At 43.7% G+C, this 19,659-nt stretch carries 20 protein-coding genes; 16 read left to right on the forward strand and 4 right to left on the reverse strand.

Translation table 11 applies throughout. The features are described from left to right. Positions 1-256 precede the first annotated feature (256 nt). Positions 257-1,081, reverse strand: coding sequence for a glycogen/starch synthase (locus DC487_RS11870; protein ID WP_116776190.1), 825 nt, complete (start codon positions 1,079-1,081; stop codon positions 257-259). Between the two features lie 145 nt (positions 1,082-1,226). Here DC487_RS11870 and panC point away from each other — a divergent pair, with 145 nt between their 5' ends. The 3 genes from panC to DC487_RS11885 all read left to right on the forward strand — a co-directional run bounded on the left by panC (position 1,227) and on the right by DC487_RS11885 (position 3,184). After that, the gene (panC, locus tag DC487_RS11875) at positions 1,227-2,069 is read left to right on the forward strand and encodes a pantoate--beta-alanine ligase (RefSeq protein WP_116776191.1); all 843 of its coding nucleotides are present in this window, start codon (positions 1,227-1,229) and stop codon (positions 2,067-2,069) included. A 96-nt stretch (positions 2,070-2,165) separates the two neighbouring features. Beyond that, positions 2,166-2,516: an aspartate 1-decarboxylase gene (panD, locus tag DC487_RS11880; RefSeq protein ID WP_116776192.1), complete on the forward strand. Its 351-nt coding sequence runs from the start codon at positions 2,166-2,168 to the stop codon at positions 2,514-2,516. A gap of 104 nt (positions 2,517-2,620) precedes the next feature. Beyond that, positions 2,621-3,184: an FKBP-type peptidyl-prolyl cis-trans isomerase gene (locus DC487_RS11885; protein ID WP_116776193.1), complete on the forward strand. Its 564-nt coding sequence runs from the start codon at positions 2,621-2,623 to the stop codon at positions 3,182-3,184. 24 nt (positions 3,185-3,208) lie between these two features. On the opposite strand, the gene DC487_RS11890 is transcribed toward DC487_RS11885, so the two are convergent. Next, positions 3,209-3,646, reverse strand: coding sequence for an META domain-containing protein (locus DC487_RS11890; RefSeq protein ID WP_116776194.1), 438 nt, complete (start codon positions 3,644-3,646; stop codon positions 3,209-3,211). Between the two features lie 143 nt (positions 3,647-3,789). Between DC487_RS11890 and DC487_RS11895 the strand changes: the two genes are divergently transcribed. The 9 genes from DC487_RS11895 to DC487_RS11935 all read left to right on the forward strand — a co-directional run bounded on the left by DC487_RS11895 (position 3,790) and on the right by DC487_RS11935 (position 13,182). Then, a complete protein-coding gene (locus DC487_RS11895; protein WP_116776195.1) occupies positions 3,790-4,863 on the forward strand; it encodes a complex I subunit 1/NuoH family protein in 1,074 nt (357 codons plus the stop codon). 17 nt (positions 4,864-4,880) lie between these two features. Continuing rightward, positions 4,881-5,444: a 4Fe-4S binding protein gene (locus tag DC487_RS11900; protein ID WP_116776368.1), complete on the forward strand. Its 564-nt coding sequence runs from the start codon at positions 4,881-4,883 to the stop codon at positions 5,442-5,444. Continuing rightward, positions 5,444-5,989: an NADH-quinone oxidoreductase subunit J family protein gene (locus DC487_RS11905; protein WP_116776196.1), complete on the forward strand. Its 546-nt coding sequence runs from the start codon at positions 5,444-5,446 to the stop codon at positions 5,987-5,989. Before DC487_RS11900 ends, DC487_RS11905 begins: the two co-directional genes overlap by 1 nt. Further along, entirely contained in the window at positions 5,986-6,291 is a 306-nt protein-coding gene (gene nuoK / locus DC487_RS11910) for an NADH-quinone oxidoreductase subunit NuoK (RefSeq protein WP_116776197.1), read from the forward strand. Before DC487_RS11905 ends, nuoK begins: the two co-directional genes overlap by 4 nt. Then, positions 6,291-8,303: an NADH-quinone oxidoreductase subunit L gene (nuoL, locus tag DC487_RS11915; RefSeq protein ID WP_116776198.1), complete on the forward strand. Its 2,013-nt coding sequence runs from the start codon at positions 6,291-6,293 to the stop codon at positions 8,301-8,303. Before nuoK ends, nuoL begins: the two co-directional genes overlap by 1 nt. 1 nt (position 8,304) lies before the next feature. After that, on the forward strand, positions 8,305-9,909 hold the full coding sequence (locus DC487_RS11920) for a complex I subunit 4 family protein (RefSeq protein ID WP_116776199.1): 1,605 nt from the start codon (positions 8,305-8,307) through the stop codon (positions 9,907-9,909). Positions 9,910-9,921: 12 nt separating this feature from the next. Further along, positions 9,922-11,427, forward strand: a complete 1,506-nt coding sequence (locus DC487_RS11925) for an NADH-quinone oxidoreductase subunit N (protein WP_116776200.1) — start codon at positions 9,922-9,924, stop codon at positions 11,425-11,427. A gap of 110 nt (positions 11,428-11,537) precedes the next feature. Further along, on the forward strand, positions 11,538-12,704 hold the full coding sequence (locus DC487_RS11930) for an alpha-hydroxy acid oxidase (protein ID WP_116776201.1): 1,167 nt from the start codon (positions 11,538-11,540) through the stop codon (positions 12,702-12,704). Positions 12,705-12,756: 52 nt separating this feature from the next. Then, positions 12,757-13,182 carry a 6-pyruvoyl trahydropterin synthase family protein gene (locus DC487_RS11935; RefSeq protein WP_116776202.1) on the forward strand — a complete coding sequence of 142 codons (426 nt, stop codon included), beginning with the start codon at positions 12,757-12,759 and terminating at the stop codon, positions 13,180-13,182. 2 nt (positions 13,183-13,184) lie between these two features. Here DC487_RS11935 and uvrB read toward each other — a convergent pair whose 3' ends face one another. Next, a complete protein-coding gene (uvrB, locus tag DC487_RS11940) occupies positions 13,185-15,215 on the reverse strand; it encodes an excinuclease ABC subunit UvrB (RefSeq protein WP_116776203.1) in 2,031 nt (676 codons plus the stop codon). A 109-nt stretch (positions 15,216-15,324) separates the two neighbouring features. Here uvrB and upp point away from each other — a divergent pair, with 109 nt between their 5' ends. From upp to DC487_RS11960, 4 genes are all read left to right on the forward strand, one after another. Further along, complete coding sequence (gene upp / locus DC487_RS11945) at positions 15,325-15,969, forward strand: uracil phosphoribosyltransferase (protein WP_116776204.1); 645 nt, start codon at positions 15,325-15,327, stop codon at positions 15,967-15,969. Positions 15,970-16,066: 97 nt separating this feature from the next. Further along, positions 16,067-16,540 carry a ribonuclease H-like YkuK family protein gene (locus DC487_RS11950; RefSeq protein WP_116776205.1) on the forward strand — a complete coding sequence of 158 codons (474 nt, stop codon included), beginning with the start codon at positions 16,067-16,069 and terminating at the stop codon, positions 16,538-16,540. 70 nt (positions 16,541-16,610) lie between these two features. Next, complete coding sequence (gene pnuC, locus DC487_RS11955) at positions 16,611-17,240, forward strand: nicotinamide riboside transporter PnuC (RefSeq protein WP_116776206.1); 630 nt, start codon at positions 16,611-16,613, stop codon at positions 17,238-17,240. After that, positions 17,218-17,760 carry an AAA family ATPase gene (locus DC487_RS11960; protein ID WP_116776207.1) on the forward strand — a complete coding sequence of 181 codons (543 nt, stop codon included), beginning with the start codon at positions 17,218-17,220 and terminating at the stop codon, positions 17,758-17,760. Before pnuC ends, DC487_RS11960 begins: the two co-directional genes overlap by 23 nt. Here the strand turns inward: DC487_RS11960 and DC487_RS11965 are convergent. Next, positions 17,740-19,593: a DNA topoisomerase IV subunit B gene (locus DC487_RS11965; RefSeq protein ID WP_116776208.1), complete on the reverse strand. Its 1,854-nt coding sequence runs from the start codon at positions 19,591-19,593 to the stop codon at positions 17,740-17,742. The genes DC487_RS11960 and DC487_RS11965 overlap by 21 nt on opposite strands. Positions 19,594-19,659 lie beyond the last annotated feature (66 nt).

Genomic DNA, 19,659 nt, shown 5'->3' on the forward strand with positions numbered 1-19,659 from the left:
GCTGAGCTTGTTTGTTTTATTGGAAGGTTGATAAGGTTCAGGAAGTTGATATAGTTGATAGCGCTCAGGAAGTCTGTAGTACTCCGACTCATTATTAACCTAAGAATGGGATCAAAAACCGTACACCAAATTGCCCCACCCTCGTGCCTCGGGTGTGCAATGAAGTGGTTAGATGGCACAAAAAAAAAGCAAAGACGAATTCGTCTTTGCTTTCAATAATATACTTTGCGGGTACTAAAGCCTTAATCAAAAATAATTAAGCCACTATTTCCTCACCTACAAACTCATCGTATAATGATGCAAATGCTTCATAATCCTCATCACCTTGTGTAGCGTGTAAGCGAATACCTTGCTCCTGCACGTGCTGCAGAATCGCATGATCTTCAGGCAAACCAGCGTTAATCACCACATCGGTAAATGCAAGCGCTCCTTTGTATAGATCTGTTTGCGATCCATCGCCATATTTACCCGCATCTTCTGCAGATAAATCCGATTGACCAGCCATCTCTCCTAATTTGGACGTCAAAGTATCTCCGGATTGAAAATCCTCTTCGTACAAAGAGTAGATAATCTTCGTATCCTTAAATGCCGGATCCTGATTATATACATTTTTGATGTAAGCAGGAATCATCGCAGAAAACCAGCCGTGGCAATGAATGACATCAGGAGACCATCCTAATTTCTTAACGGTTTCGATCGCACCTTTGCCGAAAAACAAAGCGCGCTCGTTGTTATCGTTAAAAAATTCGCCCTTGTCATCGCGGAAAATCTTCTTTCTTTGGAAATAATCTTCATTATCCAAGAAATACACCTGCATACGTGCTGCTGGCAAAGATGCCACTTTAATAATCAAGGGATTATCATTCCCATCCACTACGATGTTCATACCTGATAGACGAATAACCTCGTGAAGCCTATTTCTGCGCTCATTGATACATCCGAAGCGTGGCATTAGGATACGGATTTCGAATCCGCGTTCTTGCATTGCTTGGGGTAATTGGCGTGTGATTTCAGAAATTTTGCTTATTTCGAGGAAAGGCGACATTTCATGGGTTACAAACAGTATTTTCGTTTTTGCCATCTCCACTTACTTTTTTTGTTTTGATAAATAAAATCGGTTTACAAAGATACGAAATTTTATCATTTCTACCAATCTATTGCTACTCATGGTTTTATATTACCAAAAATAATCCGCACCTTAGCGGGCTATTTTATCCAATACACACGTGGAAATTTTCGTTACGGCAAGCGCACTAAAGCAACATTTAGCAACCCTCCAGCAACAACATAAAAAGATTGGCTTTGTACCGACCATGGGCGCATTGCACGACGGACATATTTCATTGATACAAGCAGCAAAAGCTGCGACAGATGTGGTTGTATGTAGCATTTTCGTCAATCCCACGCAATTCAACGATCCCAAAGATTTAGAAAAATACCCACGCCCGATTGAGCATGACAAAGCATTGTTAACGGCAGCAAATTGCGATATTTTATTCTTGCCAGAAGTAAACGTCATGTACCCAGAAAATGACCCACATTGGGAGATCGATTTAGGCAATCTCGACCAAATCTGGGAAGGCGAACATCGCCCTGGTCATTTCCAAGGGGTGACGCAAATTGTGTACAAATTATTTCAATTGGTGAATCCGGATATTGCTTTTTTTGGTCAGAAAGATTTTCAGCAGGTCATGGTGATCCAACGCATGATTGCAGAAAAGGCTTTAAGTGTAAAACTACATATCGTACCGACACTTCGCGACGCACATGGACTAGCATTAAGCTCCCGCAATGCCCGCCTTTCGCCTACCGGAATAGAAAAGGCATATGCTATATCTAAGGCATTGCGCCATATCCAGCACTATTCACGAGAAAAAGACGTGAACACGCTGATCGCGGAAGCAACTGCATTGCTCCATGATGTAGACGGATTAGAATTGGAATATCTAGCGATTTGCGAAACCACTACATTGGAAATTAGCACCAATATAGATCCTAACAAAGATTATGTGGTGCTTGTTGCGGCATGGTTAGAAGGTGTGCGGCTGATCGACAATATGCTCCTGTAGTAATCCTGTTTTGTTTTCGTCAATACAGTGTAAATAGAAGAATTCACAAGCGGCTTCCTATTTCAACACTATCGAAAAAAGCCGTAACTTTGCGCCATGATGATCGAAGTGATGAAATCCAAGATCCACCGAGCAAAGGTGACGCAAGCCGAATTGAATTATGTCGGCAGTATCACTATTGATGAAGATCTAATGGATGCGGCTAATATTATAGCCAATGAGAAGGTGCAGATTGTAAATAATAATAATGGTGCTCGTTTTGAGACTTATGTGATCAAAGGCGCCCGCGGCTCTGGTACGGTTTGTCTAAATGGCGCAGCAGCGCGATTGGTACAAGTTGGCGACGTAGTTATTATTATTTCTTATGCTTGGATGACTCATGAAGAAGCAAAGCAACATGAACCAGCCTTAGTGTTCCCAGATGATCACAATCAATTGATCTCTTAAAGGGATAATTTCTCCCTTACGAAATACAAAAAAACAAAATGGTATTCTGTAGCAGAATACCATTTTGTACGTTTACCGGATAATAAGTAAAACAAACATCTTCTATGAAATTTTTTAATTTAGCAACGACGTTGCTAGTAGCATGTGCAGCGCTATTATTCTCGTGCTCTTCCGATAATATGAATTTAGAACCTTTTGACGCGGAAGCGCAATTAGCTTTGGAGAAACAAACGATCAAAGCTTTTGCAGCGAGAGAATATCCTGATGCTATTGAGGATAGTACCGGGATTTGGTATGAATTATTAGATACCGCCGAAACAGCTACATTTAATTACAAATTCAATCAAAATGGCACGCAGATCATTCCTAACATTACAGTAAACTACAGACTTCAATTGCTGAATGGCACGGAAGTCGATAAAAACCAAACAGCCGAAGGTTTTACTACCCGTCTGAATAATGTTATTCCAGCATGGCAAATTACCTTTTTCCCACGTGCTATAGGAAATCAAAAACATCTGGGATTGATTGCACGCGGTCTACAGCCGGGCGACACCATACGAATTATTACCCCATCATATTACGCTTATAAGAACAGCAATAACCCGAGGATTCCAGCAAACTCGCCGCTGATTTTTGAGATTAAAGTTCTCAAAATAGTAGACTAACATGATAATGTATTGATGCCCTAATTAGGGCATCAATACAAATATTGCTAATACCTTAGACGCTTCATCTTTCAATTCTAAGCGATCATTTTGGATTTCGTAACTTTTTACCAAAGGAATAATCTTACCTAATCCTTTCTCCACATCCATATTCTCGCACCACATCTGAGTAGACATTCCTCTAGAAAAAGTCAGTTTGTTATCTTTCTCTAGCTTGTACTCACCGCCAATTCCATTACAACCAGTTACCGCACTGTAACGCTTTTCAGCGGACGTAAATGTTAAGGAAGGCACTCTATCCCCGATCTCGGCAGGAACTGCTTTTCCTTCTAATTCCGCTATTCTCCAAGTAACGTTTTCCAATTTGCTCACAGACTTATCGGATTCACTTTTCTTAAATAAACTACAAGCCATGAGTAGTACACTTGCCAACATTAAGGCAGTCCAAAAATAATATTTCATAATTGTTTCTTTTTTTTCACGAAAAGATACGAAGAATCTGATAACATTGCTACATAAAAACGACAATATCTATCGACATTTACACGACTTTATCGAAGCGTTTTTGCTAAGTTTGTATACAATTAAGAATTGTTCTAAAACAGTTGCAAGAAATTCTAGCTCATATCATCCCGCCCATAGCGATATTCCTATTTATCGCTGGCTTTACGTTGTTTGCCGTATATGCAGAACGCAAAATCGCGGGTTTTGTTCAGGATAGACTTGGGCCAATGGAAACGGGTAAGCATGGATCTTTGCAAACCATTGCTGATATTCTAAAACTTTTACAAAAAGAATTCATCACACCGACGGTAGCCGATAGGATCTTGTTCGCGCTCGCTCCAATTGTGATTTTTATAGCGGTTTACATTGGTTTCAGTGTAATACCTTGGGCACCGGGTTTTGCGCCAGCGAATACAAACACGGGCTTATTTTTCATTATGGCTGTGATTTCCATTGATGCACTGGGCATTTTGATGGCGGGTTGGGGTTCGAATAATAAATATTCCTTGTTAGGCTCCATACGCGCGATTGCGCAGATGCTATCTTACGAAATTCCAATCGGACTTTCCCTTATCGCAGTGGTGATGCTGTCGCAAACCTTGAATCTTAACGATATCGCCTTCAATCAAGGTATTTTGGCGACGCAGGATATTAAATTTTTGGGCATTTGGAATGTGAATGAGATTGGTGGTGTTTTGGCTTGGCATGTTTTTCAAGCGCCCCACCTCCTATTTGTCTACGTTATTTTCTTCATTGCTACTTTGGCCGAATGTAATCGTGCGCCTTTCGACATTCCAGAAGCGGAAAGTGAATTAATTGGCGGTTTCCACACGGAGTACGGTGGTATTCGCTTTGCTTTCGTGTTCTTGGCCGAATATGCGATGATGTTTTTGGTATCGATGCTAGGCGTCGTGCTTTTTCTAGGCGCATGGAATACGCCGTTGCCCAACATTGGTGCCTTGCAATTGGCGACTTGGACTACGGGTTTGTATTGGGGTATTTTCTGGACAATCTTTAAATCAACCCTTATAGTGGGCGTCCAAATGTGGATTCGTTGGACGTTACCGCGATTCCGCGCCGACCAATTGATGAACTTGTGCTGGAAGATTTTAATTCCGGCTGCTTTTGTTGGCATGGCCATTTCGGGATTGTGGCGTATATTGGTGATGGTATAATTTAAAATGTGCCTGTGATCTTAAAAACTACTCTATATGGATTAAAGACTGCTGTCAAAGGATTACTTCTGACGGTGAGACACTTTTTTGCCGCTGGCAAAAAAAGAGAAAACCTGGATATCCGCGAAGATGGTTATTTCGATAAACAAGAGGGTACGGTCACCATTCAGTTTCCGAAACAAAAGATTCCTATTCCAGAAGTTGCGCGCTATCAGTTGGACGTAGAAATGGACGATTGTATTGTCTGCGATCTTTGTGCTAAGGCTTGTCCGGTAGATTGTATTGCCATTGAATCGATCAAATCGCCGGAGGCGATTGGTAAAACCTCGGATGGCAGCGTAAAAAGATTGTACGCCGAGAAATTTGAGATTGACATGGCCAAATGCATGTACTGTGGATTATGTACGGTGGTATGCCCTACGGAATGTATTACCATGACCGATCAATACGACCGCACCACCACCAAATTAACGGATTTGATTTACGGCTTTGGCGAAATGACAGATCAAGAGATCGTACAACGAAAGGAAGAATGGACACGTTTTCAAGCTGAGAAGGAGGCGGCAAAATCTAAAAAATAATGGACTTATTTCTTTTTTACGCTTTTGCTTTCTTAGCGATTACCAGCGCCTTGTTGGTCGTGAGTCTCAAAAATACGGCTCGTGCGCTTTTCTTATTTTTTATTGTGCTATTTGCCATGGCGGGATTGTATCTCTTTGCATTAGCAGATTTTGTCGCTATTACGCAAGTGCTGGTATATGTAGGTGGCGTACTGATTTTGATGATCTTTGCCTTTATGTTGAGCAACAAAGAATTGTTGAGCGATCTGCAGGATCTTTCCGGATCCTTCATCACATTACCCAACTGGCAATCGCTCGCACTTTCACTCGGCTTTTTGGGTTTGATGAGCTACGGCATATGGCAGTGGGATCAAGCGTATTCGCCAGCTTGGATGGAACAGAATATAAGAACAGGACAGATTATCCTTTCGCGAGATAACAATATCAATCAGCTGGGCATGATGTTCATGTCACGCTATATACTGCCTTTCGAGATTATTTCGATCTTTCTGATGATGACCTTGATCGGTGCAGCGCATATTGCCAGGAAGGGGGATGAAGCGTGATTCCGATTACACATTTCTTAGTAGTAAGTGCTTGTATCTTCTGCATTGGTTTGTATGCCGTGATCTCCAAACGAAACGCGATCATGATTTTGGTCGGTATTGAGCTCATGATCAATGCGGCCATTCTCAATTTGGTAGCCTTCGGCCGCTATGATAAAGCGGACTACGGCGGACAGGTATTTGCCTTATTTGCGATTGTGCTCGCTGCGGCGGCGGTCGCTGTAGGCTTGTCGATTATACTAATGACCTACCGAAAATATAAAACCATTAATCCAGACCAAATCACCGATCTGCGCGACTAATGACGAATTTGCTACACATATCGCCCATATATGCCAGCTTAGCGGTGCTGCTATTTCCATTAGCGGCATTTCTTTATCAAGCTTTGCGCGGCAAACAAGATCAATCGGGCATCGTAGGTTTGTTAGCTATTCTATTAAGTACCGCAGCAAGTGCCTTTTTCGTCTTTTTCCCTATTTGGCAACAAGCGCCTGTGGAAGCCTCCGTTTCTTGGTTTACGGTCGGAAAACATACTTTTTCAGCGGGCATTCTGTTGAATAACTTGACGGTGCTGATGCAACTGTTGGTCTGTATCATTGCCTTGCCAGTACATATTTATTCTCGCGTATACATGAAAGGTGATCCGGGCATTCACCGTTATTGGATGTATCTCAGCCTTTTTTGCTTTGCGATGTTGGCGCTTTGCGTAGCCAATAATTTATTATTGATGTACGTATTTTGGGAATTGGTAGGCTTTGCATCTTACCTACTCATCGGATTTTGGTTTACCAAGGATGCCGCTGTACAGGCCAACAAAAAGGCATTTATCGTGAACCGAATTGGTGATATCGGCTTCTTAATTGGTATTGCCTTGGTGTATGCACACATGGGAACGTTAAACTTGTCCGAACTATTTGGCAAGCAAAGCCCCCTTTTTGAACAGATTCCTTTATGGCATACCGAGCGATGGATGAGCTATGCTGGACTCGCTTTTTTTGTAGGAGCGATGGCCAAATCCGCACAATTCCCATTGCACGTTTGGCTGCCTGATGCGATGGAAGGACCAACTTCGGTATCGTCACTTATTCACGCGGCAACAATGGTCGCGGCCGGAGTATTTTTATTGGCTACAGTATTTCCATTGTTCAACGAAAGTATACTTTTAGTCATCGCTATTATTGGCACGATTACCGCCCTTACCGCATCGTACTTTGCGCTGGCGCAACAGGATATCAAAAAAGTATTGGCCTTTTCGACCATATCACAGCTTGGATTTATGGTGGTTGCCGTCGGAATTGGCGCTTGGAATGCCGCGATCTTCCATTTGGTGACGCATGCCTTTTTTAAATGTTTACTTTTCCTTTGTGCGGGAGCGATCATTCATGAGATGGCGCATGCGATTCCAGCTGCCGCAAAAGTAGATCCACAAGATATGCGCAACATGGGCGGATTGCGTCGCTTTATGCCATATACATTCATCTTAATGGTGATTGCTTCCCTAGCCTTAGCTGGATTCCCCCTCACTTCGGGGTTTTTATCCAAAGATTCGATCATCATCGCGGCTTTCGAATGGGCGGTCGAGCGTGGCGGTGCTTACCTTATTATTCCGGTTGTATTGGTAGTGGTGAGTTTTCTTACGGCATTTTACATCGGGCGAATGATTTTCAAAGTGTTTTTTGGAAAACCCAAATTGTGGAGCGATGAAAAGGTTACGGTATTTCATGAAGCGCCGAAAGGGATGTTGATCCCGATGGCTTTTCTTGGCTTGTGTTCGCTTTTCTTTGTTTTCTCGTTCAATCCAATTTCCCACCAAAACGCCGCCCTGATGCAGGGCTTGACCTTACTGACTGGATTTCAACCGATCGATTCGCTGCATATGTTTATTCCCATCGTACTCATTACAGGCTCTGCCATTGGCTGGTGGCTTGGCTACCGCTGGTACGTACAAGGAAAATATCCTTTTCAAGAAAACAATGCTTGGGTGCAGCACGTGCAGAAACAAGCTTATATCAACGAATTTTATCAGCTCATCATCGTGCGCAGTACGTTGTATCTTTCACGAGGATTATATTGGTTTGATCATTATATCGTAGACGGATTGACCAATGGAGCAGCTAGCGTGACACGGGCGATTGGCCGCATTTCAGCATGGATAGATCGTAATCTGGTTGATGGATTAGTTAATTTAGTAGCACAGACGAGTTATTACGCTGGTCATTTGCTACGCTGGGTGCAAAATGGACGCTTACAAAACTATATGGGTTTTGCGTTTACGATGGTTTTATTTGGCATACTTTATTTGGTTTTAAGATAACATGGGATTTTTATCTATACTCATATTCCTACCCTTACTCGCGGCATTAGTGATGTTATTACTGCCCAAATCTGCGGCAGGGAGTGCGAAATACTTGGCTTTAGCTGCGACAGCTGGGCAACTGCTGCTAACCGGATACCTGTATGTGCATTTTGACACCGCGCAAGCGGGCATCAATGATGTCAATAGCTTCCAATATGTAGAGCAGTTATCGTGGATTCGTTTGCAGATCGGTGCCGATAAGTTGTTGGAAATTGACTATTTCTTAGGATTAGATGGTTTGTCGCTACCCTTGATTGTACTAAGTGCGGTCGTGATGCTGATGGCCATTGGCGCATCGTGGAATATCACGAAAAGTGTCAAAGGTTATTTTGCTTTGCTGATGCTTTTGAATACGGCAGTGATGGGCGTATTCTGCGCATTGGACTTCTTCCTGTTTTATGTGTTTTATGAGGTGATGCTCTTGCCACTTTATTTCCTAATCGGAATCTGGGGTGGCGTCAGACGGGAATATGCCGCCGTCAAGTTTTTCATTTATACGCTCTTGGGCTCGGTGTTTATGCTATTGGTGATCGTCGGTTTGTATTTCTCGGTAACCAATCCAGCGACAGGTGCGAACACGTTCAACATGTTGCATATGATGAATCCGGCTAATTATGGGGAGGAATCATTCTTTGGCTGGGTGCGTAATTTTCACGAAATATTTGGCATTCCAGCTCGCTTGATCGGTTTTGCGATTTTATTTATCGCCTTCGCAATCAAAGTTCCTATTGTACCCTTGCACACTTGGCTTCCCGATGCACACGTAGAGGCTCCTACTCCTGTTTCCATTATATTAGCCGGTATTCTATTGAAAGTTGGTGGATACGGTATTTTACGCATCTGTATTGGGATATTCCCAGATATGGCAGCGCTCAGCAACTGGTGGCTGGGATTAATCGGCGTGATATCCATTTTGTATGGCGCATTTAATGCGTTGGCACAAAAAGATCTTAAACGTTTGATTGCCTACTCTTCCGTTTCACACATGGGTTTTGTGTTGCTGGGTATCGCGACACTGACGACCGAAGGTATTTCTGGTGCGATGTTCCAAATGATCAGTCACGGTTTTCTATCGGCCGCCTTATTCTTTTTGGTTGGCGTGATCTATGACCGCGTGCATGATCGGAATATCTACAATTTCCGCGGCTTGGCGAGTCATATGCCACGATACACCGTGTTTGTGGCCATTGCTTTTTTCGCTTCGCTAGGTCTTCCGGGTTTTTCAGCTTTTATTGGCGAAGCCTTTGTCATTATTGGCGCATTTAATAGCGAATCGGTGGGAACGGGACTGCCGCGTTGGATGGCCGTTGGAGGTTCAATCGGTATCTTGCTGAGTGCGGTTTATTTCTTATGGACTTTGCAGCGCATGTTTTTCGGACAAACCCGATTTAAAGGTGGTGAGGAGTGGGCGACGGCATTGACTGACGTGACCGTACGCGAACAAACCATCTTGTATCCAGCTTTAGCATTGGCTATTATTCTAGGTATCATGCCTTCCTTGGTATTTACACCGCTTAATGAAAGTGTGATGCGTCTAGTTTCTGTGGTTTCATCATTTCTATAGGCCTTCGTAACTATGTATGAATTCGCTCCTCAGATTACGCCTATCATTGATCACATTATCGATTCGGTTCGTTCTTTCCGACCCGAGATCGCGATAAGCATTGCTTTTATAGGCACCATATTCTGCAGCCTTTTTGCTGATCGGTATTGGAAACAAGCCTCTTTTAGCGTTTTCCTAATTGGATTACTAGCTGCAGGTTACTTGACGTACACCCAAAACACAGAAAACATACCGGTATTCTTCGACATGCTGCGTATCGATACTTTTTCTCAGTATGCGCGATTAATCATCCTGTTTGCAGTGACCATTATTGGTCTATACATTCAGCAATATGGAAGTTACCAATTGCCAAAAAAACGCTTGGGTGACATCTACTCTATTTTGTTAGCCACGACCTTGGGATTGCATTTATTGACTTTGACCACGCATTGGATTATGGCATTTATTGCTGTAGAAATGGTGTCTATTGGTTCTTACGTACTCGTCGCCTACTTTGCACAAAACAAAAAAGAGTCCGAAGCGGCGATGAAATACGTCTTGTTTGGATCTACTTGTGCCGCGTTTATGTTGTACGGACTGTCGTTATTGTATGGATTCACCGGTTCATTAGATTTCAGCAGCATCGCGCAGATGAAAGGCTTGATTGCTGCCCCAATGGTATTGAGCACCGTAGCGCTGCTTTTCGTCTTTGTAGGCATTGGCTTTAAGTTGGGTTTCGTGCCCTTTCACGTTTGGACGCCCGATGTCTATGAAGGTGCTCCTACTCCAATTACAGCTTTCTTGGCCACGGTACCAAAGGTCGGTGCCATTGTATTATTTAGTCGACTGATATTAGCGTGGACGGCAAGTCCATTTTATTTTGGAGAAGTGACTTTGCATTTCTTGTGTTTTGTGGCTATCGTCACGATGCTGATTGGTAATTTGGTTGCATTGCGGCAGCAAAATATCAAACGACTTTTAGCCTATTCATCCGTCGGGCATACGGGCTTCCTCTTGTTGGCGGTACTGAGTTACGTACATCATGAGCCCGAAGTGCTGTTCTTTTATTTGGCGACCTACACCTTGATGAATTTAGCTGTTTTTGGCTTCATCATGATCTTGGAAAAACAAACCGGATCTGCCTATCTAGCCGATTATGCTGGCTTGGGCAAGCGCTTTCCCCTCGTGTTCACAGGGCTTACCTTTGCCGGAATATCGCTCGTTGGCCTTCCGCCAACCGCAGGCTTTGTTGGAAAACTATTGGTCTTTACCTCAATCTTCGACATCTATCAGACCTTGGATCAATCGCTGTATTTGTATTTATTGATTGTCGGTGTACTGACCTCGGTCATATCTTTATTCTATTATCTCAAGATTCCGCTTTACGGTTTTCTTCGGCAAGCATCTTCTGGTACTATAATGGATTTAAGCAACAGGATTTCCTGTCCTATCTATGGAATTGCCCTGTTTTTCACAGTGCTGTTACTAGTCTTTGGTCTATTCCCCGATTTGCTATTAGATTTCTTCCGCCTTCCATGATATCAGGTTTATATCGCTGATTTTCTTTCACTCATCTGGCATTTAGACGATATAATTATCGGTTATAATAGTAAATTTGTGCACAGTAAAAATACTCACGCATACAGGCAATGATTAAGAAACCACTTTTCCCATACAATCCAAAATATCCTTCTGTAGCCGATTTAAAACGCCGTGCTAAATGGCGTATTCCAAAATTTGCTTTCGACTATCTGCAAGGAGGCTGTAACGAGGAGCTTAATCTGGAGCGTAATGAGTCGGATTTTGACAATATCTACCTGAAACCGCATTATTTGAAAACCGGCGGCGAGATCGATATGTCCGTCGAGTTATTTGGTCGTACCTACAGTGCGCCATTTGGTATTTCGCCGATTGGATTGCAAGGATTGATGTGGCCCAATGCGCCAGAAATTTTGGCAAAAGCTGCCGCAAAACATGATATTCCATATACGTTGAGCACCGTATCTACTTCGAGTATTGAGCGCATTGCTGAAGTATCGGATGGAAAAGCGTGGTTTCAACTGTATCACCCGACGGAAGATCGCTTACGCGATGATATTCTCAATCGGTTGAAATCAGTGTCTTGTCCGGTCTTGGTCGTGCTAATCGATGTCCCTTCTTTCGGTTTACGCTACCGCGAAATTAAAAGTGGCCTATCCATGCCACCAAAGATGAATATCGAAAATATATTCCAAGCGATGATTTGTCCAGAATGGGGAATCAAAACGTTGCAACATGGTATTCCATCTTTCGCCACCCTAAAACCTTACATGGAAAAAGGGTTGGATCTTAGCCAGCTTGGTCAATTCATGAACAAAACATTCACCGGCAAGGTGAATATGGAGAAAGTAAAAGCCATCCGTGACCTGTGGCCTGGACCATTGGTGTTGAAGGGAGTAGCGAGCGAAGAAGATATGGAAGGTGCAATCAGCCTAGGTGTAGATGGCGTCATTATTTCTAACCACGGCGGTCGTCAGATCGATGCGGGTGAATCTTCGTTGATTTCTCTCATAAAACTAGCTAATAACCCGAAATATACAGGTAAAGTAAAAATCATGATGGATGGCGGTATCCGTTCGGGCGTGGATCTAGGAAGAGCGCATGCGGTGGGATCTGAATTTAATTTCATGGGTCGGCCATTTATGTATGGCGTGGGTGCACTGGGCGACGAAGGAGCGGATCATACCATCAATATGTTCAAAGCGCAACTCTATCAGGTGATGCAACAATTGACCTTGGAGAAAGTGAGCGATTTCCCGACTAGGCTTATTCGGTAGACAACCGCATCAGCCTATATTTGTCTGTTCAAAAATTCTGTATCTTTGCGGCATGATTACAGCAGAGCGATATCACGATATATCTTGTGGCCATAGAGTGGTCGGTCACGAAGGCAAGTGTCGGTTTTTACACGGGCACAATTACCGGATTCACTTTGTAGTAGCTGGAGAGCAGCTGGATGAAATCGGTCGCGTACTGGATTTCTCGGTGATCAAAGAAAAACTCTGCATGTGGTTGGAGGAACATTATGATCACAAGTTTCTCATCTGGGAGCAAGATGAGTTGCTACCGCAACTGCAAGTGCTCAGCGGCGAAAGCTTAGTCATCGTGCCATTCAACCCAACTGCTGAAAATATCGCACAACATCTGGTGGAGGTAGTAGGACCAGCACAATTGGCTGGCACTAATACCAAATTGATTCTTTGTAAGGTCGAGGAAACGGCAAAATGTGCAGCTACCTATCGACTTGCTGAATAAAATTATCCGAAGCGCTCTTTATAGGCATTTTCTAAGCTAAACATTTCATCACGCAGCTTTGCCGCTTCCAAGAAGTCCATGTTCTTGGCGGCTTTTTCCATGCGCTTGCGCACCGTCTCGATAGCTTTACTCAAATCCTTCTCGCCCATGTATTCGATTAAAGGATCTGCTGCGACCATGCTGCCTACTTCTGGCTCTACATAAGCTTTTGCTTCACCGACTTTAAGATCAGCAACAGAAGTTTGTTCTATAATTTCTTCACGAGATTTTCCTACCGTTCTTGGTGTGATGCCATGCTTCAAATTGTAGGCGATCTGCTTATCACGACGACGATTGGTTTCTTCAATCGTGACATTCATACTCTGTGTCATCTGATCGGCATACATAATTACGCGGCCTTTATCATTCCGCGCAGCGCGACCAATCGTTTGAATCAACGATCTTTCGGAGCGTAAGAAACCTTCTTTATCCGCATCCAAGATGGCCACCAAGGTTACTTCTGGAAGATCCAAACCTTCCCGCAACAAATTCACGCCGACCAACACATCAAACTCGCCCAAACGCAAGCCACGCAAGATTTCCACCCTTTCTAATGTCTTTACTTCCGAGTGAATGTAACGCACTTTAATGTTGAGGCGATTCATGTATTTGGTTAACTCCTCAGCCATGCGCTTGGTCAGCGTCGTAGCCAAGATACGACCTCCTTCTTTGATCGTTTTATCAACTTCTTCTAATAAATCATCGACTTGATTGACGGCCGGACGAACCTCGATTACTGGATCCAACAATCCTGTAGGGCGAATCACCTGCTCAACCACCACGCCCTCCGTTTGTTGCAGTTCATAATCACCCGGCGTAGCCGATACATACAGCGTTTGATTGGTCAAGGATTCAAATTCTGGAAAGTTCAACGGTCGGTTATCCAACGCAGCGGGCAAACGAAATCCATGCTCTACGAGCGAAATCTTACGTGACCGGTCACCACCATACATGGCACGTACTTGCGGCAGCGTCACATGGCTTTCATCGATCACCAATAAATAATCTTCTGGAAAATAATCGAGCAAACAGAATGGTCGCATACCAGGAGTACGACCATCGAAGAAACGCGAATAATTCTCAATACCCGAACAATATCCTAATTCACGCATCATCTCCAGATCGTAGTTCACGCGTTCTTCCAAACGTTTGGCCTCGAGCAATTGTCCATCAGCCTCTAATTGGGCTTTTCGTTGTGTTAATTCTTCTTGAATCTGCCAAATGGACTCTGTAAATTTCTCTTTCGGCGTCACGAATAAATTGGCTGGAAAAAGCGCTAAATCTTCGTGCTTTTCCAACGTACTGCCAGATATCGGATCAATGGTGCTCAACTCTTCGATCTCGTCACCAAAGAAAGAAATACGATAAGCCGTATCCAAATACGCCGGGTACACATCTACCGTATCGCCTTTCACACGAAATGTTCCGCGCTTGAAATCGCTCGTCGTCCGTGCATAAAGAATTTCCACCAGGCGATGCAAAAAGGAATTGCGCGATACGGTCATTCCCACGCCAAAACGAAAGATGGATCGAGAGAAATCTTCTGGATTACCCATACCATAAATACAAGATACAGACGACACGACAATCACATCCCGTCGACCAGACATCAAAGCGGAGGTCGTGGCCAAACGAAGCTTTTCGATTTCTTCGTTGATCTGCAAATCCTTCTCGATATAGGTACTGGTGGAAGCAATGAAAGCCTCTGGCTGATAATAATCGTAATAACTCACAAAATACTGCACCGAATTATTCGGAAAAAACTGCTTGAACTCGCCATACAACTGCGCTGCCAGCGTCTTGTTGTGACTTAGGATCAAGGTCGGCTTTTGCGTTTGCTGGATCACATTGGCTACCGTAAACGTTTTTCCGGAACCAGTCACTCCCAACAATGTTTGATAAGTTTCTCCGCCATTGACGCCCGCAACAAGCTCTTTAATCGCTTGCGGTTGATCTCCGGTAGGTTGGTATTCTGATGTTAATTCGAATTTCATGTGATAGCAATGTAAGCGATTATTCTTACAATAACAAGGCGTTGGAAAAAGGGTTTTTGTAAACTATTCTAGCCTCTATTTGTTTAGCACCATAACTAACAGGAGAAACATGATTACGATCTTGACAGAGCAAAATAGTCTGGTGAACCAGTACTTGGTAGAATTAAGAAATACCGATATACAGAAGGATCGTATGCGTTTTCGCCGTAATCTGGAACGTATCGGTGAAATGATGGCCTACGAGATTAGCAAAGTCCTGCCCTATCAGCCAGCCGAAGTAGATACGCCTTTGGGCTTGGCCGAAACAAATGTGCTGTCCGAACAACCTGTACTCCTCACCATTATTCGGGCCGGATTACCGTTTCATCAAGGTTTTTTAAATGCTTTTGACGAAGCAGATAGTGGATTTATCGGCGCGTACCGCCACACGAAGAAAAGTGGAGAATTTGAGATTCACAAGAAATACCAAAATACGCCCAATCTGGATGATAAAATCGTCATCGTGGCCGATACCATGTTGGCCACCGGCCAAAGTTTGGTACTGTGTTGCAAAGAATTGTTGGCTGACTACAATATCAAAGAAATGCACATCGCTACCGTTATTGCTTCCGAAGAAGGCGTGCAACATGTACGCGCATTCCTACCGGAAGCGAAGATTTGGATTGGAGATTTAGACAAAGAACTAACGAGCAAAGCATACATTGTACCCGGATTAGGTGATGCTGGAGATCTGTCTTACGGCACGAAGGATTAGCTGTGTGATGAAAAAGTTAAATCGTAAAAAATTAATAAATCCTTAATAATAAATAAGATACAAGTTCGTAAATTTAGAGATACGTAATCTCTTAACTATGAATTGGCAAAAATTCAATGGAGAAACACTCCACGTACCCATCCTCCAAGCGGTCGAAGACACCATCATCCGCGAGCATCAATTAGGAAACAAACTTAAGATCTACATCGGCACCGACTCTCAAGTAAAGCGTGGCATCGTCGAATTTGCGACGGTTATCGTGTTCCTACGCGAGCACCGAGGTGGATTTATGTTTATCCACAAAGATCGAAAGACACACAACATGTCTATTAAAGAGCGCATGCTGATCGAAGTGCAGCATTCGATCGATATCGCCTATCAGGTATGTCCGCTATTAGAGCAGTATCATGTGGATCTGGAAGTGCATGCGGACATCAACACCAATCCAAATTTCCAATCGAATACTGCGCTGAAAGAGGCTATGGGATACATTATGGGAATGGGATTCATGTTCAAGGCTAAACCAGAATCCTTCGCTAGTACGAATTGCGCAAACAAGCTCGTACAGTAAACCGAGGGTTCATGCAAAGCCTGATTTTGCGGGGATAATCGTATCTTTATTTCTGCTTACTCAGACACGCATGCCGCAACTTATTTTCGATTTTTTGCATCAGCTCAAGAGTACTTCAGAGCTGGAGTGGATAGGAACCGTCACTGGTGTAGCCTGTGTCTATTTGGCTGCGAAGCAGCATATTTGGAATTGGCCGATCAGCATCGTGAGCGTGTGTTGCTATCTCATTATATTTTACCAACATCGCTTGTATGGCGATAGCATCCTACAGATCTACTTCCTGCTCACCGCCATCTACGGCTGGTATTATTGGCGTAAGCGCGACCTTTCCGACGAAAAACCGATCAGTTCTCTTTCCTTAACATACATAGCACTCACCATCGCAGCGATCGTTGTATTAGGATTAAGCTTGGGATTTACCTTGCGATATTGGACCGATACCGACGTACCTTTTGCCGATGGCATGTGTACCGCCATGAGTTTCGTCGCTCAATTCCTCATGACACGCAAAATACTACAAAGTTGGGCGATCTGGATCGCCGTCAATCTGTGTTATATTCCATTGTATCTGCACAAGGAACTGGCCATGACCGCAGTTTTATATGTTATATTTGCTGGAATTGCTTGGAATGGATACCGCGATTGGAAAAAAACTTACTCTGCGAACACTTTAGAACATGCACGAAACCCCACTTCTTAAAATAGCCGTTGTCGGTCCAGAATCTACGGGAAAATCCACTATGGCTAAAAAATTAGCCGAGCGCTACCAAACCGTATGCGTGCCGGAATACGCGCGCTATTACTGCCAAAACCTCGACAATAAATATACGCTGCAAGACGAAGTGAACATGTATTATGGGCAGGTCGCTTTAGAAGAATCGCTGATACCTTTAGCGAGTAACGGGCTATTGATAGCAGATACCACCATTATGACTATTAAGATTTGGAGCGATCACTTATTTGGCCATACGCCCGAAGAAGTATTGAACGAAATCAAGCTTCGCAAATACGACTTTTACTTGCTCATGGATATTGACTTACCATGGGAAGATGATCCTTTACGCGATTTCCCAGAACAACGCCCGCATTTTTTGGAGGTCTGGAAGAAAGAACTCAGCCAGCTCAACGCCAACTATAGCCTGATATCTGGGCAAGGTGAAGCACGCTTGGAAAACGGCATAGCCGCCGTCCAATCCTTTCTAGCCGGCCACTTGGGTTAATACATCTTCTGTATCCAATTCCACGCGCAAGTTATTGACGATGTGTTTTTGTCGATCTGGCGTATTCTTGCCCATATAGTATTCCAACAAGTGCGACAGCTTGTTTTCCTTAGAAAGAATGACTGGATCTAGGCGCATATCCTTACCGATGAATAAGCCAAATTCGGAAGGAGAAATCTCTCCCAATCCTTTGAATCGGGTAATCTCTGGCTTTGCTCCCAATTTTTTTATCGCTTGTTGCTTCTCTTCTTCGGAGTAACAGTAAATCGTTTCTTTCTTATTACGAACACGGAATAATGGCGTTTGCAAAATCGAAACATGCCCTGCTTTGACCAAATCAGGGAAGAACTGCAAGAAAAATGTAAGCAACAATAGGCGGATGTGCATACCATCCACATCGGCATCGGTAGCTACGACGATATTATTATAGCGTAAGCCATCCAAACCTTCTTCTATATTCAGCGCATGCTGTAGCAAGTTAAACTCTTCATTCTCGTACACAATCTTTTTAGACATGCCATACGAGTTTAGCGGTTTACCCTTCAAGCTGAATACCGCTTGCGTCATCACATCGCGCGATTTGGTAATCGAACCACTGGCTGAATCTCCCTCGGTAATAAACAGGGTGGTTTCCAGATTGCGTTCGTGCTTGTCGGAGAAATGCAGCTTACAATCCCGCAATTTGCGATTGTGCACCGAAGCCTTTTTGGCGCGTTCGTTGGCCAATTTCTTGATTCCGGCGATATCCTTACGCTCGCGCTCGGATTGCAAAATTCTTTTTTGCAAAGCATCAGCCGTATCTGGATTGCGGTGCAAATAATCGTCCAGCGCTTTTTTCAGAAAATCATTGATGAAAGTCCGCACGCTTGGCCCATCAGGACCGATATTTTGCGAACCTAACTTCGTCTTGGTTTGCGATTCAAAGACCGGCTCCTGCACCTTAACGGCAATCGCACCGATAATGGAAGCCCGAATATCCGAAGCATCGTAATCTTTCTTGTAAAACTCCCGAATGGTTTTGACCACCGCTTCGCGGAATGCTGCTTGGTGCGTACCACCTTGCGTGGTATGTTGGCCATTAACGAAGGAATAATATTCCTCACCGTATTGCTGGCCGTGCGTTAATGCGATCTCAATATCCTCTCCGCGGAGATGAATAATTGGGTAGCGCATCGATTCGGTTTCTATATTGCGCTCCAGCAGATCTTTCAAACCATTCTCCGAAACAAACTTTTGTCCGTTGAAATTGATCGTCAAGCCAGAATTCAAGAAAACATAGTTCCAGATCATGTTTTCTACAAATTCCATCCGGTATTTGTAGTTTCTAAAGATGCTATTGTCTGGATAAAACGTCACCGCAGTTCCATTGCGTTGTGTGGTATCCTTTTTCTCATCCGACACCAATTCGCCTTGTGCAAATTGCGCAATCCGCGTCACGTTCTGACGGTAAGATTGTACCGTGAACTGTGTAGAAAGCGCATTGACCGCTTTGGTACCTACACCATTCAGTCCGACCGATTTTTGGAAAGCTTTACTATCGTATTTACCTCCAGTGTTGATCTTGGAGACCACATCCACGACAGAACCAATCGGAATACCACGACCGTAATCGCGAATAGACACTTTATTTTCATTCACCGTGATATCAATGGATCGGCCTGCGCCCATCACAAACTCATCGATGGAGTTGTCCATCACCTCTTTTAGCAGTACATAGATGCCATCATCATACGCCGAACCGTCGCCCAGCTTACCGATGTACATCCCTGGGCGAAGCCTAATATGCTCTTTCCAATCCAGTGATCGTATACTATCTTCGTTATATGTGCTCATGCGTATCTATGTATTGTAATATGGAGGTATTTGGTGGTCGGAATACAAAAATAATAAAATTAGCGC

This window comes from Sphingobacterium corticibacter (assembly GCF_003076635.1).
Lineage (GTDB): Bacteria > Bacteroidota > Bacteroidia > Sphingobacteriales > Sphingobacteriaceae > Sphingobacterium > Sphingobacterium corticibacter.